The following is a 20930-nucleotide window of genomic DNA, read 5'->3' as shown; positions in this document are numbered from 1 at the left end:
GTCGGGGGCCGGGCCCGGGGTCAGGCCTCGCCGGTCGTGGAGACCACCACCACCCTGGCCACCGTGCCGTCCTCGTCCACCGAGTCCCGCAGGTGGCGGAAGCCCAGCTTCTCGCACATCGCCAGGCTCGGCGTGTTCTCGGCGCCCACCAGGCCGTAGACCTCCTTGAGCCCCAACTCGTCGGCGGCGTAGCGGATCAGGCCGCGGACCACCTCGGTGCCCAGGCCGCGGCCCCAGAAGCCGGGGGCGAGGGCGGCGACCAGCTCGTGCCCGTCGACGTTCCCGGTCCGCTTCACCTCCGCGTGGCCCGCGTAGGCGCCGTCCAGCCACAGGCCCCAGACGTCGAAGAGCCGCTGGGGGTACACATCGCTCAGGATCGCGCGGAACAGCGTGCGCAGCTGCGGTTCGGGCACCAGGTCCTGGCCCATCCAGCGGCAGACCTCCGCGTCGCGGAGCAGGGCGACGAAGGCGTCCTCGTCCTCGGGCCGGTAGGGGACGAACTCCAGGCGTTCGGTGTGCAGCACGGGGGTCACGGCGGACTCCTCTTCCTCGTGGTGGGACGGTCGGGTCAGGCCTCGGCGTTCTCCATGCGCTCGCGCAGGCTGCGCGGGCGCATGTCGGTCCACACCTCGTCGACGTAGGCGGAGCACTCGGCCTCGGTGCCCTCCCGGCCGACCGGCTGCCAGCCGGCCGGGACGTCGAGGTCGACCGGCCAGAGCGAGTACTGCTCCTCGTCGTTGCGCAGCACCTGGAAGCGGGTGTTCTCGTCCATGTCGTTCCTGCCTCTTCTCGTTCTCGTGGGGTGGTGCCGGTCAGCGGCCCGGCCGGCCGTTCCGGGCGTGCCGGGCGATGTGGCGCAGCGCCTCGGCGAACTCCTCGGCGGCCCGGCGCACTTCGGCCGGGTCGTGGACGGCGGGGCGGTGGTGCCAGGTGAAGGCGAGCCGGCCCCGCTGGGCGGCGCCGACCACCTCCAGCGGGTGGGAGCCGGGGTCGCGGGGGTCGTGGTCCTGGCCGCAGGAGCCGAGTTCGGCGCGGACCAGGCCCCCGCCCGCGGCTTCGGGGCGGGCGTCCCACTGGCCGAGGTAGTTGAAGACCACCTGGCCGTGGGCGGCGGCGGCGAGGCGTTCGCGGACCTCGGGCGGGCCGAAGGCGCGCAGGGCGCCGAAGCCGAGCCCGTTGCCGGGCACGGCGCGCAGTTGCCGGCGGACGGCCTTGACCAGGGCGCGCCAGTCGCGCTCGGGACCGAGCTGCTCGGGCGCGGGGACGTCGAGGCCGACCGGGTGGACGGTGGTGAACCAGCCGACCGTACGGGACAGGTCGACGCCGTCGAGCAGGTCCTCCCGGCCGTGGCCCTCCAGGTCGAGGCGGATCCGCGGCTGTCCGGTCCAGCGGGCCAGGGCGAGCGCGAGGGCGGCGAGCAGCACGTCGTTGACCCGGGTGCGGTAGGCGGCGGGGGCGGCGCGCAGCAGGGCCTCGGTGTCCGCCTCGTCGAGTTCCACCGTGACGGCCCCGGTCCCGGCGGCTGTGCCGGTCCCGGTGCTGGAGCTGGAGCCGGGGGCGTCGGCGGGGCGCGCGGGCGGTTCGGCGCGGCCCGTCACCGCCTGCTCCCAGTAGGGCAGTTCGTGGTCGAGGCCGCCCTCGGCGACGTGGGCGGCGAGCCGCCGGGCCCAGTCCCGGAAGGAGGTGCCGCGCTCCCCCAGGTCGACCGGGCCGCCCGCCCGGGCCTGGTGGTAGGCGCTCTCCAGGTCGTCGCGCAGCACCCGCCAGGAGACGGCGTCGATCACCAGGTGGTGGGCGACCAGCAGGAGCAGCGGCGGACGGTCCGGTTCGCCGGTGAAGGTGAACAGGGCGGCGCGCAGCAGCGGGCCGCGGGCCAGGTCGAAGCCGCCGTGCAGCTCGTCGGCGGCCTTGGCGAGGGCGGCGTCGGCGGACTCGGGCGACTGGCCGGTCAGGTCGTGGTGGACCAGGAGGTCCTCGGTGCGGGCGGGCGGCGGGTTGAACTGGTGCCAGCCGGAGGCGTCGTGGGTGAAGCGCATCCGCAGCGCGTCGTGGTGCTCCAGCAGGGCGTTCAGGGCGGTGTCCAGGGCCGCGCGCAGGGCGGGGTGGTCGGGGTCGGGGCCGAGTTCGAGCAGCGCGGACTGGTTGAAGTGGTGGTGGGCGGCGCGCGGGGTGGTGAGGAACCACGCCTGGATCGGGGTGAGCGGCACGGCGCCGGTGACCGGTCCGTCGTCGGCGCGGTCGGGGGCGTCGCGCACCACGGTGGCGAGTTCGGCGACGGTCTGGTGGGTGAAGAGGTCGCGGGTGGCCAGGTGCAGGCCGTCCCGGCGCAGTCGGGAGACCACCTGCATGCTGAGGATGGAGTCGCCGCCGAGCAGGAAGAAGTTGTCGTCGGCGCCGACCCGTTCGACGCCGAGGACGTCGGCCCAGATCCGGGCGATCCGGCGTTCGGTGTCGTTCTGCGGGGGGCGGTGCGGGCCGGCCGCGGCCCGCACCGGTCCGGGGTCGGGCAGGGCCCGGCGGTCGGTCTTGCCGTTGGGGGTGAGCGGCAGCCGCTCCAGCGGGACGAACACGGCGGGGACGAGGTGCGGGGGCAGCGACTCGGCGAGCTGGGCGCGCAGTTCGAGGGCGGTGCCGGCCGGGTCGGCTTCCCCGCACGGGTCGGCGGGCACCACGTACGCGACCAGCCGGCCGCCGCCGGGGGCGTCGGTGCGGACGGTGACCACGGCGTCGCGCACCAGCGGGCTGCGGCGCAGCGCGCTCTCGATCTCGCCCGGTTCGATCCGGAAGCCGCGCAGCTTGATCTGGTCGTCGGCGCGGCCGCAGTAGCGGAGTTGGCCGTCGGCGTCGCGGCGGGCGAGGTCCCCGGTGCGGTACATCCGCTCGCCGGGGGCGCCGTACGGGTCGGGCAGGAAGCGCCGGGCGGTCAGGCCGGGGCGGCCGAGGTAGCCGCGGGCCAGGCCGGGGCCGGCCAGGTGGAGTTCGCCGGTCACGCCGGGCGGGACGGGGCGCAGGGCGGCGTCGAGCAGGTAGGCGCGGGTGGCACCGCTGGGGTGGCCGATGGCGGGGGCGGTGCCGGTGCCGGGGGTGAGCGGGCCGGTCCAGGTGGCGACCACGGTGGCCTCGGTGGGGCCGTAGGAGTTGACCATGCGGCGGCCGGGGGCCCAGGTGTCGACCAGGTCGGCGGGGCAGGCCTCGGCGCCGACCACCAGGGTGCGCAGCTCGGGCAGCGCGCCGGCGGTGCCGGGTTCGAGGGTGGCCAGGGCCGCCGGGGGGATCAGGGCGTGGCTGATCCGGCGTCCGGCCAGGGCCTCGGCGAGGCGTTCGCCGGCCAGCGGGCCCTCCTCGCCGGTGACCAGGGCGGCGCCGCTGAGCAGGGAGATGCACAGTTCCAGGACGGAGGCGTCGAAGCTGGGCGAGGCGAACTGGAGCACCCGGTCGCCGGGGCCGACGGCGTACTGGCGGGCGGCGGCGGCCGCGAAGGAGGCGAGTCCGGCGTGGGTGACCACGACGCCCTTGGGGGTGCCGGTGGAGCCGGAGGTGTAGACGACGTACGCCGGGTGGCCGGGGGTGAGGGGGGTGGTGCGGTCGGCGTCGGTGGGGGCGGTGTCGGGGCCGTCGGCGGCCCACACCCGGGCGGGGTCGTCGATCAGGACGGTGGCGCCCGCGTCGCGGACCATGAACTCCCGCCGGGCGGCCGGGTAGGCGGGGTCGACCGGGAGGTAGGCGCCGCCGGCCTTGGCGACGGCGAGTTGGGCGACCACGGCGGCCGCCGAGCGGGGCAGGGCGAGGGCGACCAGCCGTTCCGGGCCGATGCCGTCGCGGATCAGCTGCCGGGCCAGGCGGTTGGCCGCCCGGTCGAGTTCGGCGTAGCCGATCACCCGGTCGCCGTCGAGCAGGGCGGGGGCGTCGGGGGTGCGGGCCGCCTGCCGTTCGAACAGCTGGGGCAGGGTGGCCTCCGGCACCGGGGGGAAGTCGCCGGTGGCCAGGGCGAGTTCGGCGGCGAGCCGGTCGGGGCCGGCCAGCGGCAGGGAGCCGAGGGCGCACTGCGGGTCGGCGGTGACGGCGGTCAGCAGGGTGGCCAGCTGCTCGGCCATCCGCTCGGCGGTGGCGGGCTCGAACAGGTCGGTGTTGTAGGTGAGTTGGCCGTGCAGCGCACCGTCGTCGGCGTGGGCGAACTCCAGCACCAGGTCGAAGGCCGTGCCGGTGGCGTCGGTCTCGACGTCGGTCACCGCCAGGCCCGGCAGGTCGAGTTCGGCCGCGGGGGTGTTCTGCAGCACGACCAGCACCTGGAAGAGCGGGCTGCGGCTGGTGTCGCGCACCGGCTGCACCTCGTCGACGACCCGCTCGAAGGGCACGTCCTGGTGGGCGAAGGCGTCCCGGACGGTTTGCCGGACCTCGGCGAGGAAGGCGGTGAAGGGCTGCCGGGGTTCGATCCGGGAGCGCAGCACCAGGGTGTTGACGAAGAAGCCGATCAGCCGCTGGGTGCCGGGGTGCTCGCGGCCGGCGGTGACGGTGCCGACGGCGATGTCCCGGTCGCCGCCGAGCCGGGCCAGGTAGGCCTGGGCGGCGGCGACCAGGGTGGTGAACAGGGTGGTGTCGCCGCCGCGGGCGACCCGGGCGAGCCCGCGGGCGGTGTCGGCGGGCAGGTCGATCCGGACGCTGCTCCCGGAGCTGGTGCGGACCGTCGGCCGGGGCCGGTCGAGCGGCAGCCGGACGGGGTCCAGGTCGGCCAACTGGCCCTTCCAGTAGGCGAGCTGGTCGGTGGCGTCGTTGGCGCGCTGCCAGTGGGCGTGGTCGGCGTACTGCACCGGCAGCGGGGCGAGCGGCGGGTGGGCCGGGTCGAGGGCGGCGCGGTAGAGGTGGGCCAGGTCGGTGAGCAGGACGGCGTTGGACCAGCCGTCGGTGACGATGTGGTGCAGGGTCAGGGCGAGTACGTGGTCGTCGGCGGCGAGCCGGACCAGCGCGGGGCGCAGCAGCGGGCCCCGGCGCAGGCCGAAGGGGCGGGCGCGTTCGGCGGCGAGCAGGGCGCGCAGGGCCTCCTCCCGTTCCCCGGAGGGCAGTTGGGCGAGGTCGCGGCGGGGCAGCGGCACCGGCTGCGGCGGGTGGACGAGTTGAACGCCGTGGCCGTCGACGCCGTCGAAGGTGGTGCGCAGCGACTCGTGCCGGGCGGCCAGGGCGGTCAGCGCCGCGCCGAGGGCGTCGCCCTCCAGCGGGCCGCGCAGCCGCAGGGCGAGGGCGGTCACGTACTCGGCGCCGCCGGGTGCGAACTCCTCCAGGAACCAGAGGCGTTGCTGGGCGTAGGACATCGGCGCCGCGCCGTCCCGGGCGACCGGGACCAGGGGCGCCACGGGGGCGGCGGGGACGGCGGGCGGTCGGCCCGGGCCGGACCGCCCGGTGAGCAGTGCGGCGAGACCGGCCGGGGTCGGGTGGTCGAACACCGCTCGGGGCGTCAGTTCGGTGCCGAAGGCCTCGGCGAGGCGGCCGGCGAGCCGGATGCTGAGGATGGAGTCGCCGCCGAGCGCGAAGAAGCCCTCCGTCACCCCGGGCGGGTGGATGCCCAGCACCTCGCCGAAGACCTTGGCGGTGCGGCGTTCGGCCTCGGTGCGCGGCTCGGTGCGCGGCTCGGTCCGGTCGGCGGCTCCGGCGGTGTGCCGCTGCTCCGGTGCGGGGAGCGCGGCGCGGTCGACCTTGCCGTTGCGGCTGAGCGGGAGGGCGGTGAGCGGGACGAAGGCGGCGGGCACCAGGTAGTCGGGCAGGGTGCGGGCGGCGAGGTCCCGCAGGCTCTCGGGGTCGGCGGTGCCGACGGTGTAGGCGACCAGCCGGCGGGCGCCGGGCCGGTCGGTGCGGGCGACCACGGCGACGTCGGTCACCCCGGGGTGGGCGGCGAGGGCGGCCTCCACCTCGGCGGGCTCGACCCGGAAGCCGCGGATCTTGACCTGGTCGTCGGCCCGGCCGAGGAACTCGACGGTGCCGTCGGGGCGGCGCCGGGCCACGTCCCCGGTGCGGTACATCCGGGTGCCGGGCGGGCCGGACGGGTCGGCGAGGAAGCGGGCGGCGGTCGCGCCGGGGCGGCCGAGGTAGCCGCGGGCCACGCCCTCACCGGCGAGGTACAGCTCGCCCGCGCAGCCGGGCGGGACGGGCCGCAGCCGGCCGTCCAGGACGTGCAGGCGCCGGTCGTCCAGCGGGCGGCCGATCGGCAGGGTGTCGGGTACGGCGGCGGGGTCGGCGAGTTCGTGGGCGGTGGCGAAGGTGGTGGTCTCGGTGGGGCCGTAGCCGTCCACCACGGTCAGCCCGGGGCAGGCGGCGAGCACCCGGCGCACGGCCGCGGCGGGCACCACGTCGCCGCCGGTCCACAGCGTGCGCAGGCCGGCGAAGCAGTCCGGGGCGTCCTGGGCGAGCAGCCGGAACAGTCCGGCGGTGAGCCACAGCGCGGTCGGGCCCTGCGGTCCGGCGAGGCGGCGCAGCAGCGCGGCGTCCACCGGCCCGGCGGGGGCGACGAGCACGCAGCCGCCGGTCAGCAGCGGGGCCCAGACCTCGAAGGTGGCGGCGTCGAAGGCCACCGGGGAGTGCAGCAGGACCCGGGCGCAGCGGCCGTCGGCGAAGCGGCCGTCGGTGCCGAGCGAGGCCACGTCGCGGTGCCGGACGGCGACGGCCTTGGGCTCGCCGGTGGAGCCGGAGGTGTACATCACGTAGGCCAGCCGGTCGGGGTCGGCGGGCGGCAGGGCCGTGCCGGTGGCCTCGGTGCGGGCGGCGGCGGTGCGGGCGGCGGCGACCAGGTCGGCGGTGAGCCGCCGGGTGGCACCGGCCCGGGCGAGCAGGGTGCGGCGGCGCTCCTCGGGGGCGCGGAGGTCGACGGGCAGGTAGGCGCCGCCCGCCTTGAGGACGGCGAGTTGGGCGACGACCAGGGCGGTCGAGCGCTCCAGCTCCAGCGCGACCCGCTCCTCGGGGGCCAGCCCCTCGGTGAGCAGCCGGCCGGCGAGCCGGTCGGACCACTCGTCGAGCTGCCGGTAGGTCAGCCGGTGTTCGCCCTCGCGCACGGCGGGGGCGTCGGGGGTGCGCCGGACGTGCCCGGCGAGGACGGTCAGCGGGCTGCGGGGTACGGCCGGGCGGGCGGTGGCCTGCCAGTCGGCCAGCAGGGCGCGGTCGGCCGGGGTGAGCGGCTCCAGCGTGTCGAGGTCGCGGCCGTCGGTGAGGGCCTCGGTGAGGGCGGTGAGCAGCAGGGCGAGCCGGTCGGCGGCGTCCTCGGCGGTCCGGTGGTCGAACAGCGCGGGGTCGTACCCGAGGTCGAGGCCGAGGCGCTCGCCCAGGTGGGCGCGCAGGCACCAGGGGAAGGTGGTGGCGTCGTCGGCGCGCACCTCGACCACCCGGACCCCGGTGCGGGCTTCGGCGGACTCGTCCACGGGGTAGTTCTCGAAGACCAGCATGCTGTCGAACAGCGGCTCCCCGGGGGGCAGTTCGCCGAGTGCCCGGATCCGGGTCAGGGACAGGTGGTCGTGGGCGCGGGCCTCGCTCTGGCGCGCCTGGAGCTCCCGCAGCCAGGGCAGCACGCCGCCGGGGGCGAGCCGGACCCGGGTGGGGACGGTGTTGATGAACAGGCCGATCATCGCCTCCACGCCGGGCAGTTCGGCGGGGCGTCCGGACACGGTGGTGCCGAAGACGACGTCCTCGCCGCCGCCGTGCCGGGCCAGCAGCAGGCCCCAGGCGCCCTCCAGCACGGTGTTCACGGTCAGTCCGGCGGCGGCGGCCCGTTCGCGCAGCCGCCGGGTGAGCGCCTCGTCCAGCTCGCGGTGGACGGCGGCGGTGGAGCGGGCCCGGTGGGCCTGCGCCGGGCGGCGGTCGTACGGGAGCGGGGTGCGGGCGGTGAAGCCCTCCAGGGCGGCGCTCCAGTGCGCCTCGGCGGCGGGCCGGTCGCGTTCGGCCAGCCAGCCCAGGAAGTCCGCGAAGGGGCGGCGGACCGGGCGCGGGGCCTGGGGGCCGCCGGTGAGCGCGGCGTACTCCTCGCAGACCTCGGTGAGCAGTTGGCCGGTGCTCCAGCCGTCCAGGGCGAGGTGGTGGGTGGACCACAGCAGCAGCAGCTCGTCGCCGGGCAGGGCGGCCAGGGTGAGCCGGGTGAGCGGCGCGGTGGTCAGCTCCATCGGGGTGGCCCGCTCCTCGGCCAGCAGCTGTTCGGTCACCGCGGCCAGCTGTCCGGGGTCGGCCGGGTCGATGCCGAGGTCGAGGTGCCGTACGGGCAGCGCGGCGTGCCGGGCGACCAGTTGGACGGGGTGCGGCAGCCCGCGCCAGTGCACGGCGGAGCGCAGCGCCGGGGTGCGGTCGGCGACCTGCTGCCAGGCGGCGGCGAAGGCCCGCGGGTCGGCGATCCCGGCGAGGCGCACCGCGATCCGGTCGACGTAGGCGTCGCCGGTGCCGTCGGCCTCGTCGGTGGCTTCGGTGCCGCCGGTGCCGGCGCTGTCGACCAGGCCGTGGAAGAGCATGCCGGACTGCAGCGGGGTCAGCGGCAGCACGTCCTCGACCGCGCGGCCGTCGCCGACCAGCCGGTCCAACTGCTCCTGGTCCAGGCCGGCCAGCGGGAAGTCGGACGGGGTGCGCCCGCCGGCGCCGGGCCGGGCGCAGTGCTCGGCCAGTTCCCGCAGGGCGGTGCGCATCTCCTCGGCGAGGCCCCGGACGGTGGCCTCGCCGTAGATCTCCGCGGGGTAGGTCCAGGCCAGTTCGAGGCGGCCGTCCTGGACCGCTCCGGTGACCTCCAGCAGGTAGGGGCGCGGCTCGTCCGGGTCGGTGTCGCGCCCGGCCGGGGGCAGCTGGCCGCGGACCAGGCCGGCGGTGCCGGGGCCGTCGCCGGATCCGACGCCGCCGGGGTCGAACCGGCCGTGGTAGTTGAAGCCGACCTGCGGGGCGGCGCCGCCGGTCAGCGGGCCGTCCGGGTGGAGGTGGCGCAGCGCGCCGTGGCTGAGGCCGCGCAGCGGGACGGCGCGCAGCTGCTCCTTGACGGCCCGCAGGGTGTGGTGCCAGTCGGCGGCCGGGTCGACGCGCAGGGCGAGCGGGAACTCGGCGGTGAACCAGCCGACCGTGCGGGAGAGGTCGAGGTCGTCGAAGAGGTCCTCGCGGCCGTGCCCCTCGACGCCGATCAGCACCTCGTCCCGGCCGCACCAGCGGGCCAGGGTGCGGCCCAGGGCGCTGAGCAGCACGTCGTTGACCTGGGTGCGGTAGGCGGCGGGCGCCTCGCGCAGCAGGGCCGCGGTGGTGGCCCGGTCCAGGGTCACGGCGAGGGTGGCGGCGCCGGCGTGGGTGTTGGCGCCGGGGCGGCCGGCGGGGAGCCCGGCCGGGGCGGCGCCGGTGCGGGTCCAGTACGCGGTGTGGGCGTCCAGGGCGCCCGCGCGGGTGTGCCGCTCCAGCCGGGCGGCCCACCGGCCGTGGGTGGCGCCCTCCGGCGGGAGCTCGACCGGGGCGCCGGTGCGGGCGGCGTGGTGGGCGGTTTCGAGGTCGGCGAGCAGGATCCGCCAGGAGACCCCGTCGACGGCCAGGTGGTGGACGGTGAGGACGAGTTGGCCGGGCTGCCGCTCGCCGCGGTCGAAGAACAGGGCGCGCACGGTGCGGCCCTCGACCGGGTCGAGCGAGCGCTGGGCGGCGTCGGTGGCCTGCTGGACCTCGGCCTCCAGGGCGGCGGGGTCGAGGCCGGCGGCCGGGTGGTGGGCGAACAGGCCGCCGGGCGGCTGCTCGGCGACCTCCTGGCGCCAGCCGTCCGGGCCGGGGCGGAAGCGGGTGCGCAGCGCCGGGTGGTGCCGGACCAGGGCGTGGACGGCTTCGCGCAGGGCCGTCGGGTCGGTGCCGGGGGCGAGTTCCAGGCGCTGGGTCATGGTGAAGCGCAGCGGCTCGCCGGGGCGGCGGGCGTCCAGGTACCAGCGTTGGATCGGGGTGAGCGGCGCCTCGGCGGGCTCCGGCTCAATCTCCTGATGTTCGATCACCTCTTGGGTGATCAGGGCGAGTTCGGCCACGCTCTGGTGCCGGAAGACGTCCTTGGTGGTCAGCGCCAGCCCGGCGGACCTGGCCCGGGAGACGATCTGGATGCTCAGGATGGAGTCGCCGCCGAGCGCGAAGAAGTTGTCCCGGGCGCCGACCCGTTCGACGCCGAGCACCTGGGCCCAGATCTCGGCGAGCCGCTGCTCGGTGCCGGGCGCCGGGGCGACGTACGGGGTGGAGCGGTCGGGCTGGGCGGGCGGTGCGGGCAGGGCGCGGCGGTCGGTCTTGCCGCTGACGGTGCGCGGGATCCGGGCCAGCGGGACGAAGGCGGCGGGCACCAGGTGGTCGGGCAGGGTGCGGCGCAGCCAGGTCCGCAGCTCGTCGGCGGGTGGCACCCGGTCGGCGGCCGGTACCGGGTAGCCGACCAGCACGGTGCGTCCGGCGTGCTCGCGGGCGGCGACCGCGCAGTCGGCGAGGTCCGGGTGGGCCAGCAGGGCGGCCTCCACCTCGCCGGGTTCGATCCGGAAGCCGCGGATCTTGACCTGTTCGTCGGCCCGGCCGAGGAACTCCAGCTGGCCGCGGGCACCCTGGCGGGCCAGGTCGCCGGTGCGGTACATCCGGGAGCCGGGCGGGCCGTACGGGTCGGCGAGGAAGCGGGCGGCGGTCAGGCCCGGCCGGTTCAGGTAGCCGCGGGCGACCTGGGCGCCGGCCAGGTAGAGCTCCCCCGGCATGCCGGGCGGCACCGGGCGCAGGGCGCCGTCCAGTACGTGGGCGCTCAGGCCCCGGCCGGGGCGGCCGATGACGGGGTGCTCGGGGTGGTCGGCGCAGCGGGCCCAGGTGGCGTCGACGGTGCACTCGGTGGGCCCGTACACGTTGTAGGCGGTGACGCCGAAGTCGGCGCGGGCGGCGGCGAGTTGCCGCCAGGTGGTGGCGGGGACGGCCTCGCCGCCGACCAGCAGCAGCCGGGGGTGGTGGCGGCCGGGGGCGAGCAGCCCGGCGGCGGTGAGTTCGCGCAGGAAGGACGGGGTGACGTTGACCAGGTCGAGGCGGCGGTCGGCGACCAGCGCGCAGAAGGCCTGCGGGTCCAGCCGGACGTCCTCGTCGATCAGGTGGATCTCCTGGCCGAGGGCGAGCAGCAGCGGGCCCTCCCAGCTGGTGTCGAAGGAGAAGGAGGCGCTGAGTGCGACCCGCAGCCGCTCGCCGTCGGCGGTGTGCGGGTCGACCAGGCCGAGCCGGTGGTCCCGGCAGAGGTTGACCAGTTGGCGGTGTTCGACGGCGACGCCCTTGGGGCGGCCGGTGGAGCCGGAGGTGAAGACCACGTACGCCGTGCCGGCCGGGTGCAGCGGCGACGTCCGGTCGGCGTCGGTCAGGTCGTGGTCGGGCAGGGCCTGCCAGGCCGTGTCGCGCAGGGTCCGTTCGGTCAGCACGGCCCGTGGCCGGGCGTCGTCGAGCAGCAGGGCTGCGCGTTCCTCGGGCAGCTCCGGGTCGACGAAGAGCACCGCGGCGCCGGTCTTGAGCACCGCGAACAGGGCGACCACCAGCGCGGAGGTGCGCGGCAGCCGGACCGCGACCAGCTGTTCGGGGCCGGCGCCGAGGGCGACCAGGTGGCGGGCCAGCCGGTTGGCCCGGGCGTTGAGCGCGGCGTAGTCGAGGGTGGTGTCCCGGGCGACCAGGGCGGTGGCGTGCGGGGTGCGGGCGGCCTGGGCCTCGAACAGGGCGGTGAAGGTGGTGTCGGGTGCCTGCGGCAGCGGTTCGCCGCGCCCCTGCCGCAGGGTGCGCTCGCGCTCCTGGGCGGTCATCAGCGGCAGGTCGCCGACGGGGGTGTCCGGGCCGTCGGCGACGGCCGTCAGCAGCACGGTCAGCCGCTCGGCCAGCAGTTCGGCGGTGCGGGCGTCGAACAGCCCGGTGCTGTACTCCAGGTGGCCGGTGAGGCCGCCGTCGCGTTCGACGAAGTCGAAGGAGAGGTCGAAGCCGGCGGTGCGCACCGGCGGGGTCAGCGGCTCCGCCGTCAGCCCGGGCAGCCGGGGCGCCTCGGCGCCGAGGTTGTGCAGGGCCACCATGACCTGGAACAGCGGGGTGCGGCTGGTGTCCCGCTCCGGCTGGAGGGCGTCCACCAGTCGTTCGAAGGGCACCTCCTGGTGGGCCAGGGCGTCGAGCAGGGTGCCCCGGGCGCGGGCCAGCAGCGCCCGGAACGGCTCCTCCGGGCGGACGCTGCCGCGCAGCACCAGGGTGTTGACGAACATGCCGACCACGTCGTGGAGTTCGCCGTGCTCGCGGCCGGAGGTGACGGTGCCGACGGCGAAGTCCCGCTGACCGGACCAGCGGGCCAGCAGCACCTGGCAGGCCGCCAGCAGCACGGTGTACAGGGTGCCGTCGGCCTCCCGGCCGCGCTCGCGCAGCCGCCCGGTCAGCTCGGCGGGCAGGGTGAAGCTGACCAGCGCGCCCTCGGTGCCGCGGACGGCCGGACGCGGACGGTCGGTGGGCAGCTCCAGCGGCGGCAGCCCGGCCAGGGTCTCCCGCCAGTGGTCGAGCTCCGCCTCGGCCCGGTCGCCGCGGCCGCGTTGCCAGGCGGCGAAGTCGGCGTAGCGGACGGGCAGTTCGGGCAGTTCGGGGCGGCGGCCGGTGAGCGCGGCGGCGTACAGCTCGGCGAGGTCGCGGCCGAGCACGCCGATCGACCAGCCGTCGGTGACGATGTGGTGCACCGCCAGGACCAGCACGTGCTCCTCCGCCGCCGTCCGGGCCAGCCGGGCGCGCAGCAGCGGGCCGGCGGCCAGGTCGAAGGGGGTCGCGGCGATCCGCTCCAGCAGCGCGTCCAGGGCGGCCGGGTCGAGGTCCTCGCAGGGCAGCTCGACGGGGTACGGCGGGTGGACCACCTGCCGGGCCACGCCGTCCCGTTCGGCGAAGGTGGTGCGCAGCGCCGGGTGCCGGGCGACCAGGGCGTCCAGGGCCGCGCCCAGCGCGCCCCGGTCGAGCGTGCCGCGCAGCCGCAGCACGGACAGCGTGGTCCAGTCGGTGCCGCCCGGCTGGAAGCGGTCGAGGAACCAGAGCCGCTGCTGGGCGTACGACAGCGGCGGTTCGGCGGCGTCGGCGTCCGCGAGGACCGGGATGACGGCCGGGATGACGGGGCCGTCGGCGGGGCGGGATCCGGCGGGCTGCCCTCCCCCGGCGCTGAGGGCCTCGGCGAGCCGGGCCAGCACCGGGTGGTCGAACAGCACCCGGGGGGACAGGTCCGCCCGCCCGAAGGCCTCGCGCAGCCGGGCGGTGGCCCGGACGGCGAGGATGGAGTCGCCGCCGAGCGCGAAGAAGTCGTCCTCGGCGGCGACCTCGCCGGTGTCCAGCACGGCCGCCCAGGCCCGCGCCACCAGCTGCTCGGCCGGGGTGCGCGGTGCGGTGCGGTCCCGGCCGGCCGTGCCCGGGTAGCCGTCCGGGCCGGGGGCGGGCAGCGCGCGCCGGTCGAGCTTGCCGTTGGGGGTGAGCGGCAGCGCCGCCATCGGGACGTAGCCGGCGGGCACCAGGTAGGCGGGCAGCAGCCGCTCCAGGTGGGCGCGCAGGTCGGCGGCGGACGGCGGCTCGGTCGCGCCCTCCCCGGCGACGACGTGGGCGACCAGCCGGCGGGTGCCGGCGGCGTCCTGGTGCACCCCCACGGCGGCCTGGCCGACGCCGGGGTGGGTGAGCAGGGCGGCCTCGACCTCGCCGGGCTCGATCCGGAAGCCGCGGATCTTGACCTGCTGGTCGGACCGGCCCAGGTAGTGCAGGGTGCTGCCGTCGGCCGAGCGGCGGGCCCGGTCGCCGGTGCGGTACATCCGGGTGCCGGGGGCGCCGAAGGGGTCGGCGAGGAAGCGGGTGGCGGTCAGCCCGGGCCGGTCGAGGTAGCCCCGGGCCAGCCCCTCCCCCGCCACGTACAGCTCGCCGACCGCGCCCGGGGGGACGGCTGCGAGGTCGGCGTCCAGCAGGTACAGCCGCAGGTCGGCCAAGCCGTCGCCGAGCGGGGCCGGGCCGCCCGCGGCGGCGGTGGCGGCGTCCAGCGGGGCGTGGGTGACGTGCACGGTGGTCTCGGTGATGCCGTACATGTTGACCAGGCGCGGGGCGTCCTGGGGGTGGCGGGCGTACCAGTCGGCGAGCCGGGTGACGTCCAGTGCCTCGCCGCCGAAGACGACCGTGCGCAGCGCCGACCGCCGGGAGAGTTCGGGGTGTTCGGCGTCGGCGCGGACCAGCGGCAGGAACGCGGACGGGGTCTGGTTGAGCACGGTGACGCCCTCGTCGGCGAGCAGCCGCAGGAACGCCTCCGGGTCGCGGGCGGTGTCCGCGGGCACCACGACCAGTCGGCCGCCGTGCAGCAGCGGGCCCCAGAGCTCCCAGACCGAGAAGTCGAAGGTGTAGGAGTGGAACAGCGTCCAGACGTCCTGCGGGCCGAAGCCGAGGAGTTCCCGGGTGTGGTCGAACAGCCGGACCACGTTGGCGTGCGGCACCACGACGCCCTTGGGGCGGCCGGTGGAGCCGGAGGTGTAGATGGCGTAGGCGGGGTTGTCGGACAGCGGGCGGTGGCGGGGGCCGAGCGGGGCGGCCGGACGGCGCTCCAGGTCGGCGCGCACGGCCGGGTCGGCCAGTGCCAGGACGGGGACGTCCGCGTCGGTGCGGTCGAGCGTCACCAGGGCCACCGGGGCGGCGTCGCCGAGCAGTTCGGCCCGGCGTTCGGCGGGCAGGTCCGGGTCGAGCGGCAGGTAGGCCGCGCCGGCCTTGAGCACGGCGAGCACGGCCACCACCAGGTCGGCCGTCCGGGGCAGCGCGAGGGCGACGAACCGCTCGGGCCCGGCGCCGAGTTCGGCCAGCCGGTGGGCCAACCGGGAGGCCCGGGCGTCCAGTTCGGCGTAGTCGAGGTGCTCGGCGCCGTGGCTGACGGCCCGGGCGTGCGGGGTGCGGGCGGCCTGGGCCTCGAAGAGGTCCACCAGGGTGTTCCGGGGCCGGGCCGGGAGGGTGACCGGCCCGGTCGCCCGGCGGCGCTCCTCGGGCGTGGTCCAGGCGAGTTCGCGCAGCGGCCGGTCCAGGCCGTCGGCCAGCCCGGCGAGCAGCAGGCAGAGCCGCCCGGCGAGCGCGCGGACGGTGTCGGCGTCGAACAGCTCCGGGTCGTACCCGAGGTCGAGGCCGAGCCGCTCCCCCTGGTGGGCGCGCAGCACCAGCGGGAAGTTGGTGGCGTCCCGGGAGGAGACCTCGGCCAGCCGCACCCCGGCGCCGGCCGCGCGGGCGTCGTCGAAGGGGTAGTTCTCGAAGGCGACGATGCTGTCGAACAGCGCGCCGCCGGGGGGCAGGTCGCTGTACCCGGTGAGTTCGGCGAGCGAGACGGCGGCGTGCCGCCGGGCCTCGGCCTGGGCCTCCTGGAGGGCGCGCAGCCAGTCGGCGGCGGTGCGCCCGCTCTCCACCCGGACCCGGGTGGGCAGGGTGTTGATGAACAGGCCGATCATCGACTCCACGCCGGGCAGGTCCTCGGGGCGGCCGGAGACCGTGGTGCCGAACAGCACCTCCGGCTCACCGGCGTACCGGGCCAGCAGCAGCGCCCAGGCGCCCTGCACCACGGTGCCGAGGGTGAGCCCGGCCCGGCGGGCCGTGTCGGCGAGCCGTCCGGAGACCTCCTCGGACAGGCCCGCGCGGTGGCTCTGCGCCGAGCGGGCCCGGTGGGCCTCGCGCCGGGCCCGGTCGACGGGCAGCGGGGTGGCACCGGCGAAGCCCGCCAGCACGCCGCGCCAGTGGGCCCGGGCGGCGGCGGCGTCCTGGGCGGCCAGCCAGCGGACGTAGTCGCCGAAGGGGCGGCGCACCGCGGGGGCGGGGGCGGTGCCGGTGGTGACGGCGGCGTACTCCTCGAAGACCTCGGTGAGCACCTGGGCGAGGCTCCAGCCGTCCAGGATCAGGTGGTGGGAGGTCCAGAGCAGGTGCAGCCGGGCCTCCGGCAGCCGGACCAGGGTGAGCCTGGTCAGCGGGGCGGTGGCGATGTCCAGGCCCCGGGCGAGGTCATCGGCGCGCAGCCGCTCCAGGCGTTCGGCGCGCCGCGCCGGGTCCAGGGCCCGCAGGTCGTGCACCGTGACGGGCAGCCGGACGCCGCGGCGCACCAGCTGGAGCGGGGCGGGGACGCCCTCCCAGACCACCGAGGTGCGCAGGGCGGGCGTGCGGTCGGTGACCCGCTGCCAGGCCAGGGCGAAGGCCTGCGGGTCGGTGACGCCGTCCAGCAGCAGGGCGGCCTGGTCGAGGTAGACGTCGTCGGGGCCGCCGACCAGGCGGTGGAAGAGCATGCCCTCCTGGAGCGGGGTGAGCGGCAGCAGGTCCTCGACGTCCCGGCCGTCGCCGACGGTCCGGTCCAGGGCGGCCTGGTCCAGCCCGGCGAGCGGGAAGTCGGAGGGGGTGCGGCCGCCCGCGCCGGGGCGGGCGCAGTGCTCGACGACGGCGGTCAGCGCGGCCGCGGTGGCGTCGGCGAGGGCGCGGACGGTGGCGCTCGCGTGCACCTGGTCGCTGTAGTGCCAGGTGAGTTCCAGCTCGCCGTCGGCGACCACGGCGGAGACGTCCAGCAGGTGGTCCAGCGGCTCGCCGGGGGCGAGCTCCCGGCCGGGCGCCGGGCCGGCCGGGGCGAAGTCGCCACCGGCGGGCGCGGTCCACTGGCCGTGGTAGTTGAAGCAGACCTGCGGCAGCGGGACGTCCCGCAGGGCGCGGGCCGCCGGGTCGTCCCGGCGCAGCCTGGCCAGTGCCTCGAAGCTCAGGCCCCGGTGCGGGAGAGAGCGCAGCCGCTCCTTGACCCGCTTGAGGGTGGCGCCCCAGTCGGGGGCGTCGGCCGTCCCGGCGGGGGCGAGGGTGACGGGGTACCGGGTGGTGAACCAGCCGACCGTACGGCTGAGGTCGAGGCCGTCGAAGAGGTCCTCGCGGCCGTGGCCCTCCAGGGCGACGGTGACCTCCGCCCGGCCGGTCCAGTCGGCGAGGGCCCGGCCGAGGGCGCTCAGCAGCACGTCGTTGACCTGGGTGCGGTAGACCTCGGGGACGCTGCGCAGCAGGGCCGCGGTGGTGGCGGCGTCCAGCCGGGTGCGCAGGGTGCGGACGGAGCCGGCGGTCGGGGTGCCGGGGTGGTCGACGGGCAGCGGGTGGGCCGGCTGCCCGGCCTGGTCCGTCCAGTACGGGAGGGCCGGGTCGAGGGCGCCTGCGCGGACGTGTCCGGCGAGCCGGTGGGCCCAGTCGGTGAACGGGACCGGCTCGGGCTCCAGCTCGGGCGTGGCGCCGGACTCGGCCTGCCGGTAGGCCTGTTCGAGGTCGGCGAGCAGCACCCGCCAGGAGACGCTGTCCACGGCCAGGTGGTGGGCGGTCAGCAGGAGTTGGGGCCGGGCGCCGTCGTCAGCCGGAGGGAACAGCACGGCGCCCAGCAGGGCGCCGGTGGCCGGGTCGAGGCGGGCGCGGGCGGCGTCGGCGGCCTCGGCCCGGTCGCCGGCCGGGTCGGCCGTGCTCAGCAGGGCGGCGTCCGGCGGGGTGTCCACGGGCTGTTGCCGTCGGCTGCCGGGGCCGTCGGTGAAGCGGGTGCGCAGCGCCGGATGGGCGGTGACCAGGGCCCGCAGGGCGGCTTCCAGGGCGGGGCGGTCGAGCCGGTGCGGCAGGTCGAGCAGCAGCGACATGGTGAAGCGCCGCAGCGGGCCGTGGTCGGCGAGGAACCAGTCCTGCACCGGGGTGAGCGGGGCGGGTCCGTCCGGACGGCGCGGCGCCGGTGCGGTGGCGGCCGGGCGGGCGGCGGCGGCCAGGCAGGCGGCGGCCAGGTCGGCGACGCTCTGGTGGCGGAAGACGTCCTGGGAGCCGATCAGCAGCCCGGCCGCGCGGGCCCGGGAGACGGCCTGGATGCTCAGGATGGAGTCGCCGCCGAGTTCGAAGAAGTTGTCGGTGGCGCCGACCCGGGGCAGGCCGAGCACCTCGGCCCAGATCGCCGCCAGGGTCTGCTCCTCGGGGGTCCGCGGGGCGACGAACTCCCGTTCCGTGACGTGGACTTCGGGGGCGGGCAGGGCCCGGCGGTCCAGCTTGCCGCTGGTGCTGAGCGGCAGCGCCTCCAGGGCGGTGTAGGAGGAGGGCACCAGGTGGTCGGGCAGGGTGCGGCGCAGCGCCGCCCGCAGGTCGGCGGCGGTCCGGGCGGCGCCGTCGGCGAACACCAGGTAGGCGGCCAGCCGGGTGTGGCCGTGCCCGTCGGGTACGGCGGCGACGGCGGCCGCGGCGACCCCGGGCAGGTCCAGCAGGGCCGCCTCGACCTCGCCGGGCTCGATCCGGTGGCCGCGCACCTTGACCTGGTCGTCGGCGCGCCCCAGGTACTCCAGCCGTCCGTCGGCCGTCCAGCGGGCCAGGTCGCCGGTGCGGTACATCCGGGCGCCGGGCGGCCCGTACGGGTCGGCGGTGAACCGGGCGGCGGTCAGCCCGGGGCGGCCGGCGTAGCCGCGGGCGAGCTGCTCGCCGGCCAGGTGGAGCTGGCCGCCGACCCCGGGCGGCACCGGCCGGAGCCGGTCGTCCAGGACGTACGCCCGCAGGTTGGGCAGCGGACGCCCGATCAGCGGGCGGTCCTCGGCGGCGATCCGGCAGGCCAGCGCGTCGACGGTGCACTCGGTGGGGCCGTAGTAGTTGTACGCGGCGACGTCCGGGTGGGCGGCGAGTTCGCGCCAGAGCCGGGGCCCGACCGCCTCGCCGCCGAGCATCAGCACCCGGGGGCGGTGCCGGGGGTCGTCGAGCAGCCCGGCGGGCAGCAGTTGGCGCAGGTAGGAGGGGGTGAGGTCGAGGAAGTCGATGCGGTGGCGGACCACGTACTCGACCAGCGCGGCCGGGTCGGTCCGGGTGGTCTCGTCGACCAGGTGCAGCGGGTGGCCGTCGGCCAGCAGCAGCACGCCCTCCAGGGAGGTGTCGAAGGAGAACGAGGCGGTCAGCGCGACCCGCAGCGGGCCGCCGCCGGCCTCGGCGACGAACCCGGCCCGGTGGGCGGCGAGCAGGTTGGCCAGCGCGCGGTGCGGCACGGCGACGCCCTTGGGGCGGCCGGTGGAGCCGGAGGTGTACAGCACGTAGGCGGTGTTGGCGGGGTCGAGCGGGGCGGTGCGGTCGGCGTCGCCGGGGTCGGTGGCGGGGCCGTCGGCGGGCAGCGCGCGCAGCGCCGCCTCGTCCAGGACGAGCGCCGGGCGGGCGTCCGCGAGCAGGAACGCGACGCGTTCGGCGGGCAGCGCGCGGTCCAGCGGCAGGTAGCCGGCGCCGGTCTTCCAGACGGCCAGGATCGCGGTGATCATGTCGGCGGTGCGCGGCAGGTGCAGCGCGACCAGCTGTTCGGGGCCGATGCCGCGGGCGATCAGCTGGTGGGCGAGCCGGTTGGCGCGGGTGTTGAGCTCCGCGTAGCCGAGCGCCTCGCCCCCGGCGACCAGGGCCGGGGCGTCGGGCGTCAGGGCCGCCCGGCGCGCCAGCAGGTCGGGGTGGGTGGCGGGTTCGACGGGCAGCCCGGTGCCGCTCCAGTCCTGGAGGAGCTGCCGGGTCTGCGCCGGGGAGAGCAGCGGCAGGGTGCCGAGCGGGCGGTCCGGTTCGGCGGCGGCGCCGGCCAGCAGGCGCAGCAGCTGGTCGGCGGTGCGGCGGGCGGTGGCCGGGTCGATGAGGTCGGCGCGGTACTCCAGCAGGCCGGTGAGCGCCTCGCCGTCGGGGACGAACTCCACGCTGAGGTCGAAGGTGGCGGCCTGCCGGGGCACGTCCACCGGGGTGATCGCGGTACCGGCCGGGGCGGTGGCCGCGGGCGGTGCGGGGTGCAGCAGCACCAGGACGTCGAACAGCGGGTTGCGGCCGGCCTCGCGGGGCGCGGCCACCGCCTCGACCACCCGCTCGAAGGGTGTGTCGCCGTGCGCGAGGGCGTCGTTGCCGGTCCCGGTGGCGGCCGTCAGCAGGTCGCGGAAGGAGCCGGCCGGGTCGACCCGGGTGCGCAGCACGACCGTGTTGACGAAGCAGCCGACGGCCCGCTCCAGTTCGGTGCGGACGCGCCCGGGCGTCAGCGAGCCGACGGTGACGTCCGCCTGCCCGGACCAGCGGGCCAGCAGCGCCTGGACGCCGGCCGTCAGGGCGGTGTTCAGGGTGCCCTGCCGCTCGGCGGCGAGCTCGCGCAGCCGGGCGGTGAGCGCGGCGGGGACGGTGAAGGGGTGGACGGCGCCGGGGCCGGCCTCCTCGCCGCGCCGGGGGTGGTCCAGCGGCAGTTCGGGGGGCACCGCTCCGGTCAGGCGTTCCTTCCAGTGGGCCAGCTGTCTGTCCGCCCGGGCCCCGGTCTGCTGCTCGCGCTGCCAGGCCGCGTAGTCCGGGTACTGGACGGCGACGGGCGGCAGCTGCGGGGCCTCGCCGCGGGCCAGCGCCGCGTAGCCGGTGCACAGTTCGTCCAGGACCACGCCCATCGACCAGCCGTCGGTGACGATGTGGTGGGCGGTCAGCTGGAGCACGTGGGAGTGCGCGGACTCGCGCAGCAGCAGGGCGCGCAGCAGCGGGCCGTGCCGCAGGTCGAACGGGCGGGAGTACTCGGCGAGGAGCAGGGCGTCGAGGTCGGAGCCGTCGACCTCGTGGACCGGCAGCGGCACCGGCCCGGCCGGCCGTACGGTCGGCACCGGGCGGCCGTCGGCCTCCTCGAAGACGGTCCGCAGCGCCTCGTGCCGGGCGACCACGGCGGCCAGCGCCCCGCGGAGCGCCGTGGCGTCCAGCGGCCCGGTGAACCGGACGGCGAGCGCGCTGTTGTAGCGCGGGTCGCCGGGCCGCAGCCGGTCCAGGAACCAGAGCCGCTGCTGGACGGAGGACGGCGGCAGCGGCCGGTCGCGGTCGGCGCGCGGGATGCCCGCCGGGGCGGCGGCGGACTTCCCGGCCAGCCGGAGCCGGAGCGCTTCCCGCAGGTCGGCGGGGAGGGCGGCCGCGCGGTCCCGCCGGGCGGGCCCCGGGGGTGTCGAAGGCGTCGAAGGCGTCATGGTCGTCGG

General features: G+C 77.4%; 3 protein-coding genes. All 3 read right to left on the bottom strand.

Going from position 1 to position 20930, the window contains the following annotated elements; translation table 11 throughout:
- Nucleotides 1–20: 20 nt before the first annotated feature.
- The 3 genes from ACFXPX_RS06215 to ACFXPX_RS06205 are packed head-to-tail and all read right to left on the bottom strand — an operon-like array spanning nucleotide 21 to nucleotide 20921.
- Complete coding sequence (locus tag ACFXPX_RS06215) at nucleotides 21–533, bottom strand: GNAT family N-acetyltransferase (RefSeq protein ID WP_380530687.1); 513 nt, start codon at nucleotides 531–533, stop codon at nucleotides 21–23.
- A 35-nt stretch (nucleotides 534–568) separates the two neighbouring features.
- The gene (locus tag ACFXPX_RS06210; RefSeq protein ID WP_375897473.1) at nucleotides 569–772 is read right to left on the bottom strand and encodes an MbtH family protein; all 204 of its coding nucleotides are present in this window, start codon (nucleotides 770–772) and stop codon (nucleotides 569–571) included.
- A gap of 40 nt (nucleotides 773–812) precedes the next feature.
- A complete protein-coding gene (locus ACFXPX_RS06205) occupies nucleotides 813–20921 on the bottom strand; it encodes a non-ribosomal peptide synthase/polyketide synthase (RefSeq protein ID WP_380639762.1) in 20109 nt (6702 codons plus the stop codon).
- Between the last annotated feature and the right edge of the window lie 9 nt (nucleotides 20922–20930).

The sequence above is a fragment of the Kitasatospora sp. NPDC059146 genome (assembly GCF_042786665.1).
In the GTDB taxonomy this organism is placed as follows: Bacteria; Actinomycetota; Actinomycetes; order Streptomycetales; family Streptomycetaceae; genus Kitasatospora.
The sequence above is the reverse complement of the archived record's forward strand: the minus strand, read 5'-3'. Positions and strand labels throughout refer to the sequence as shown.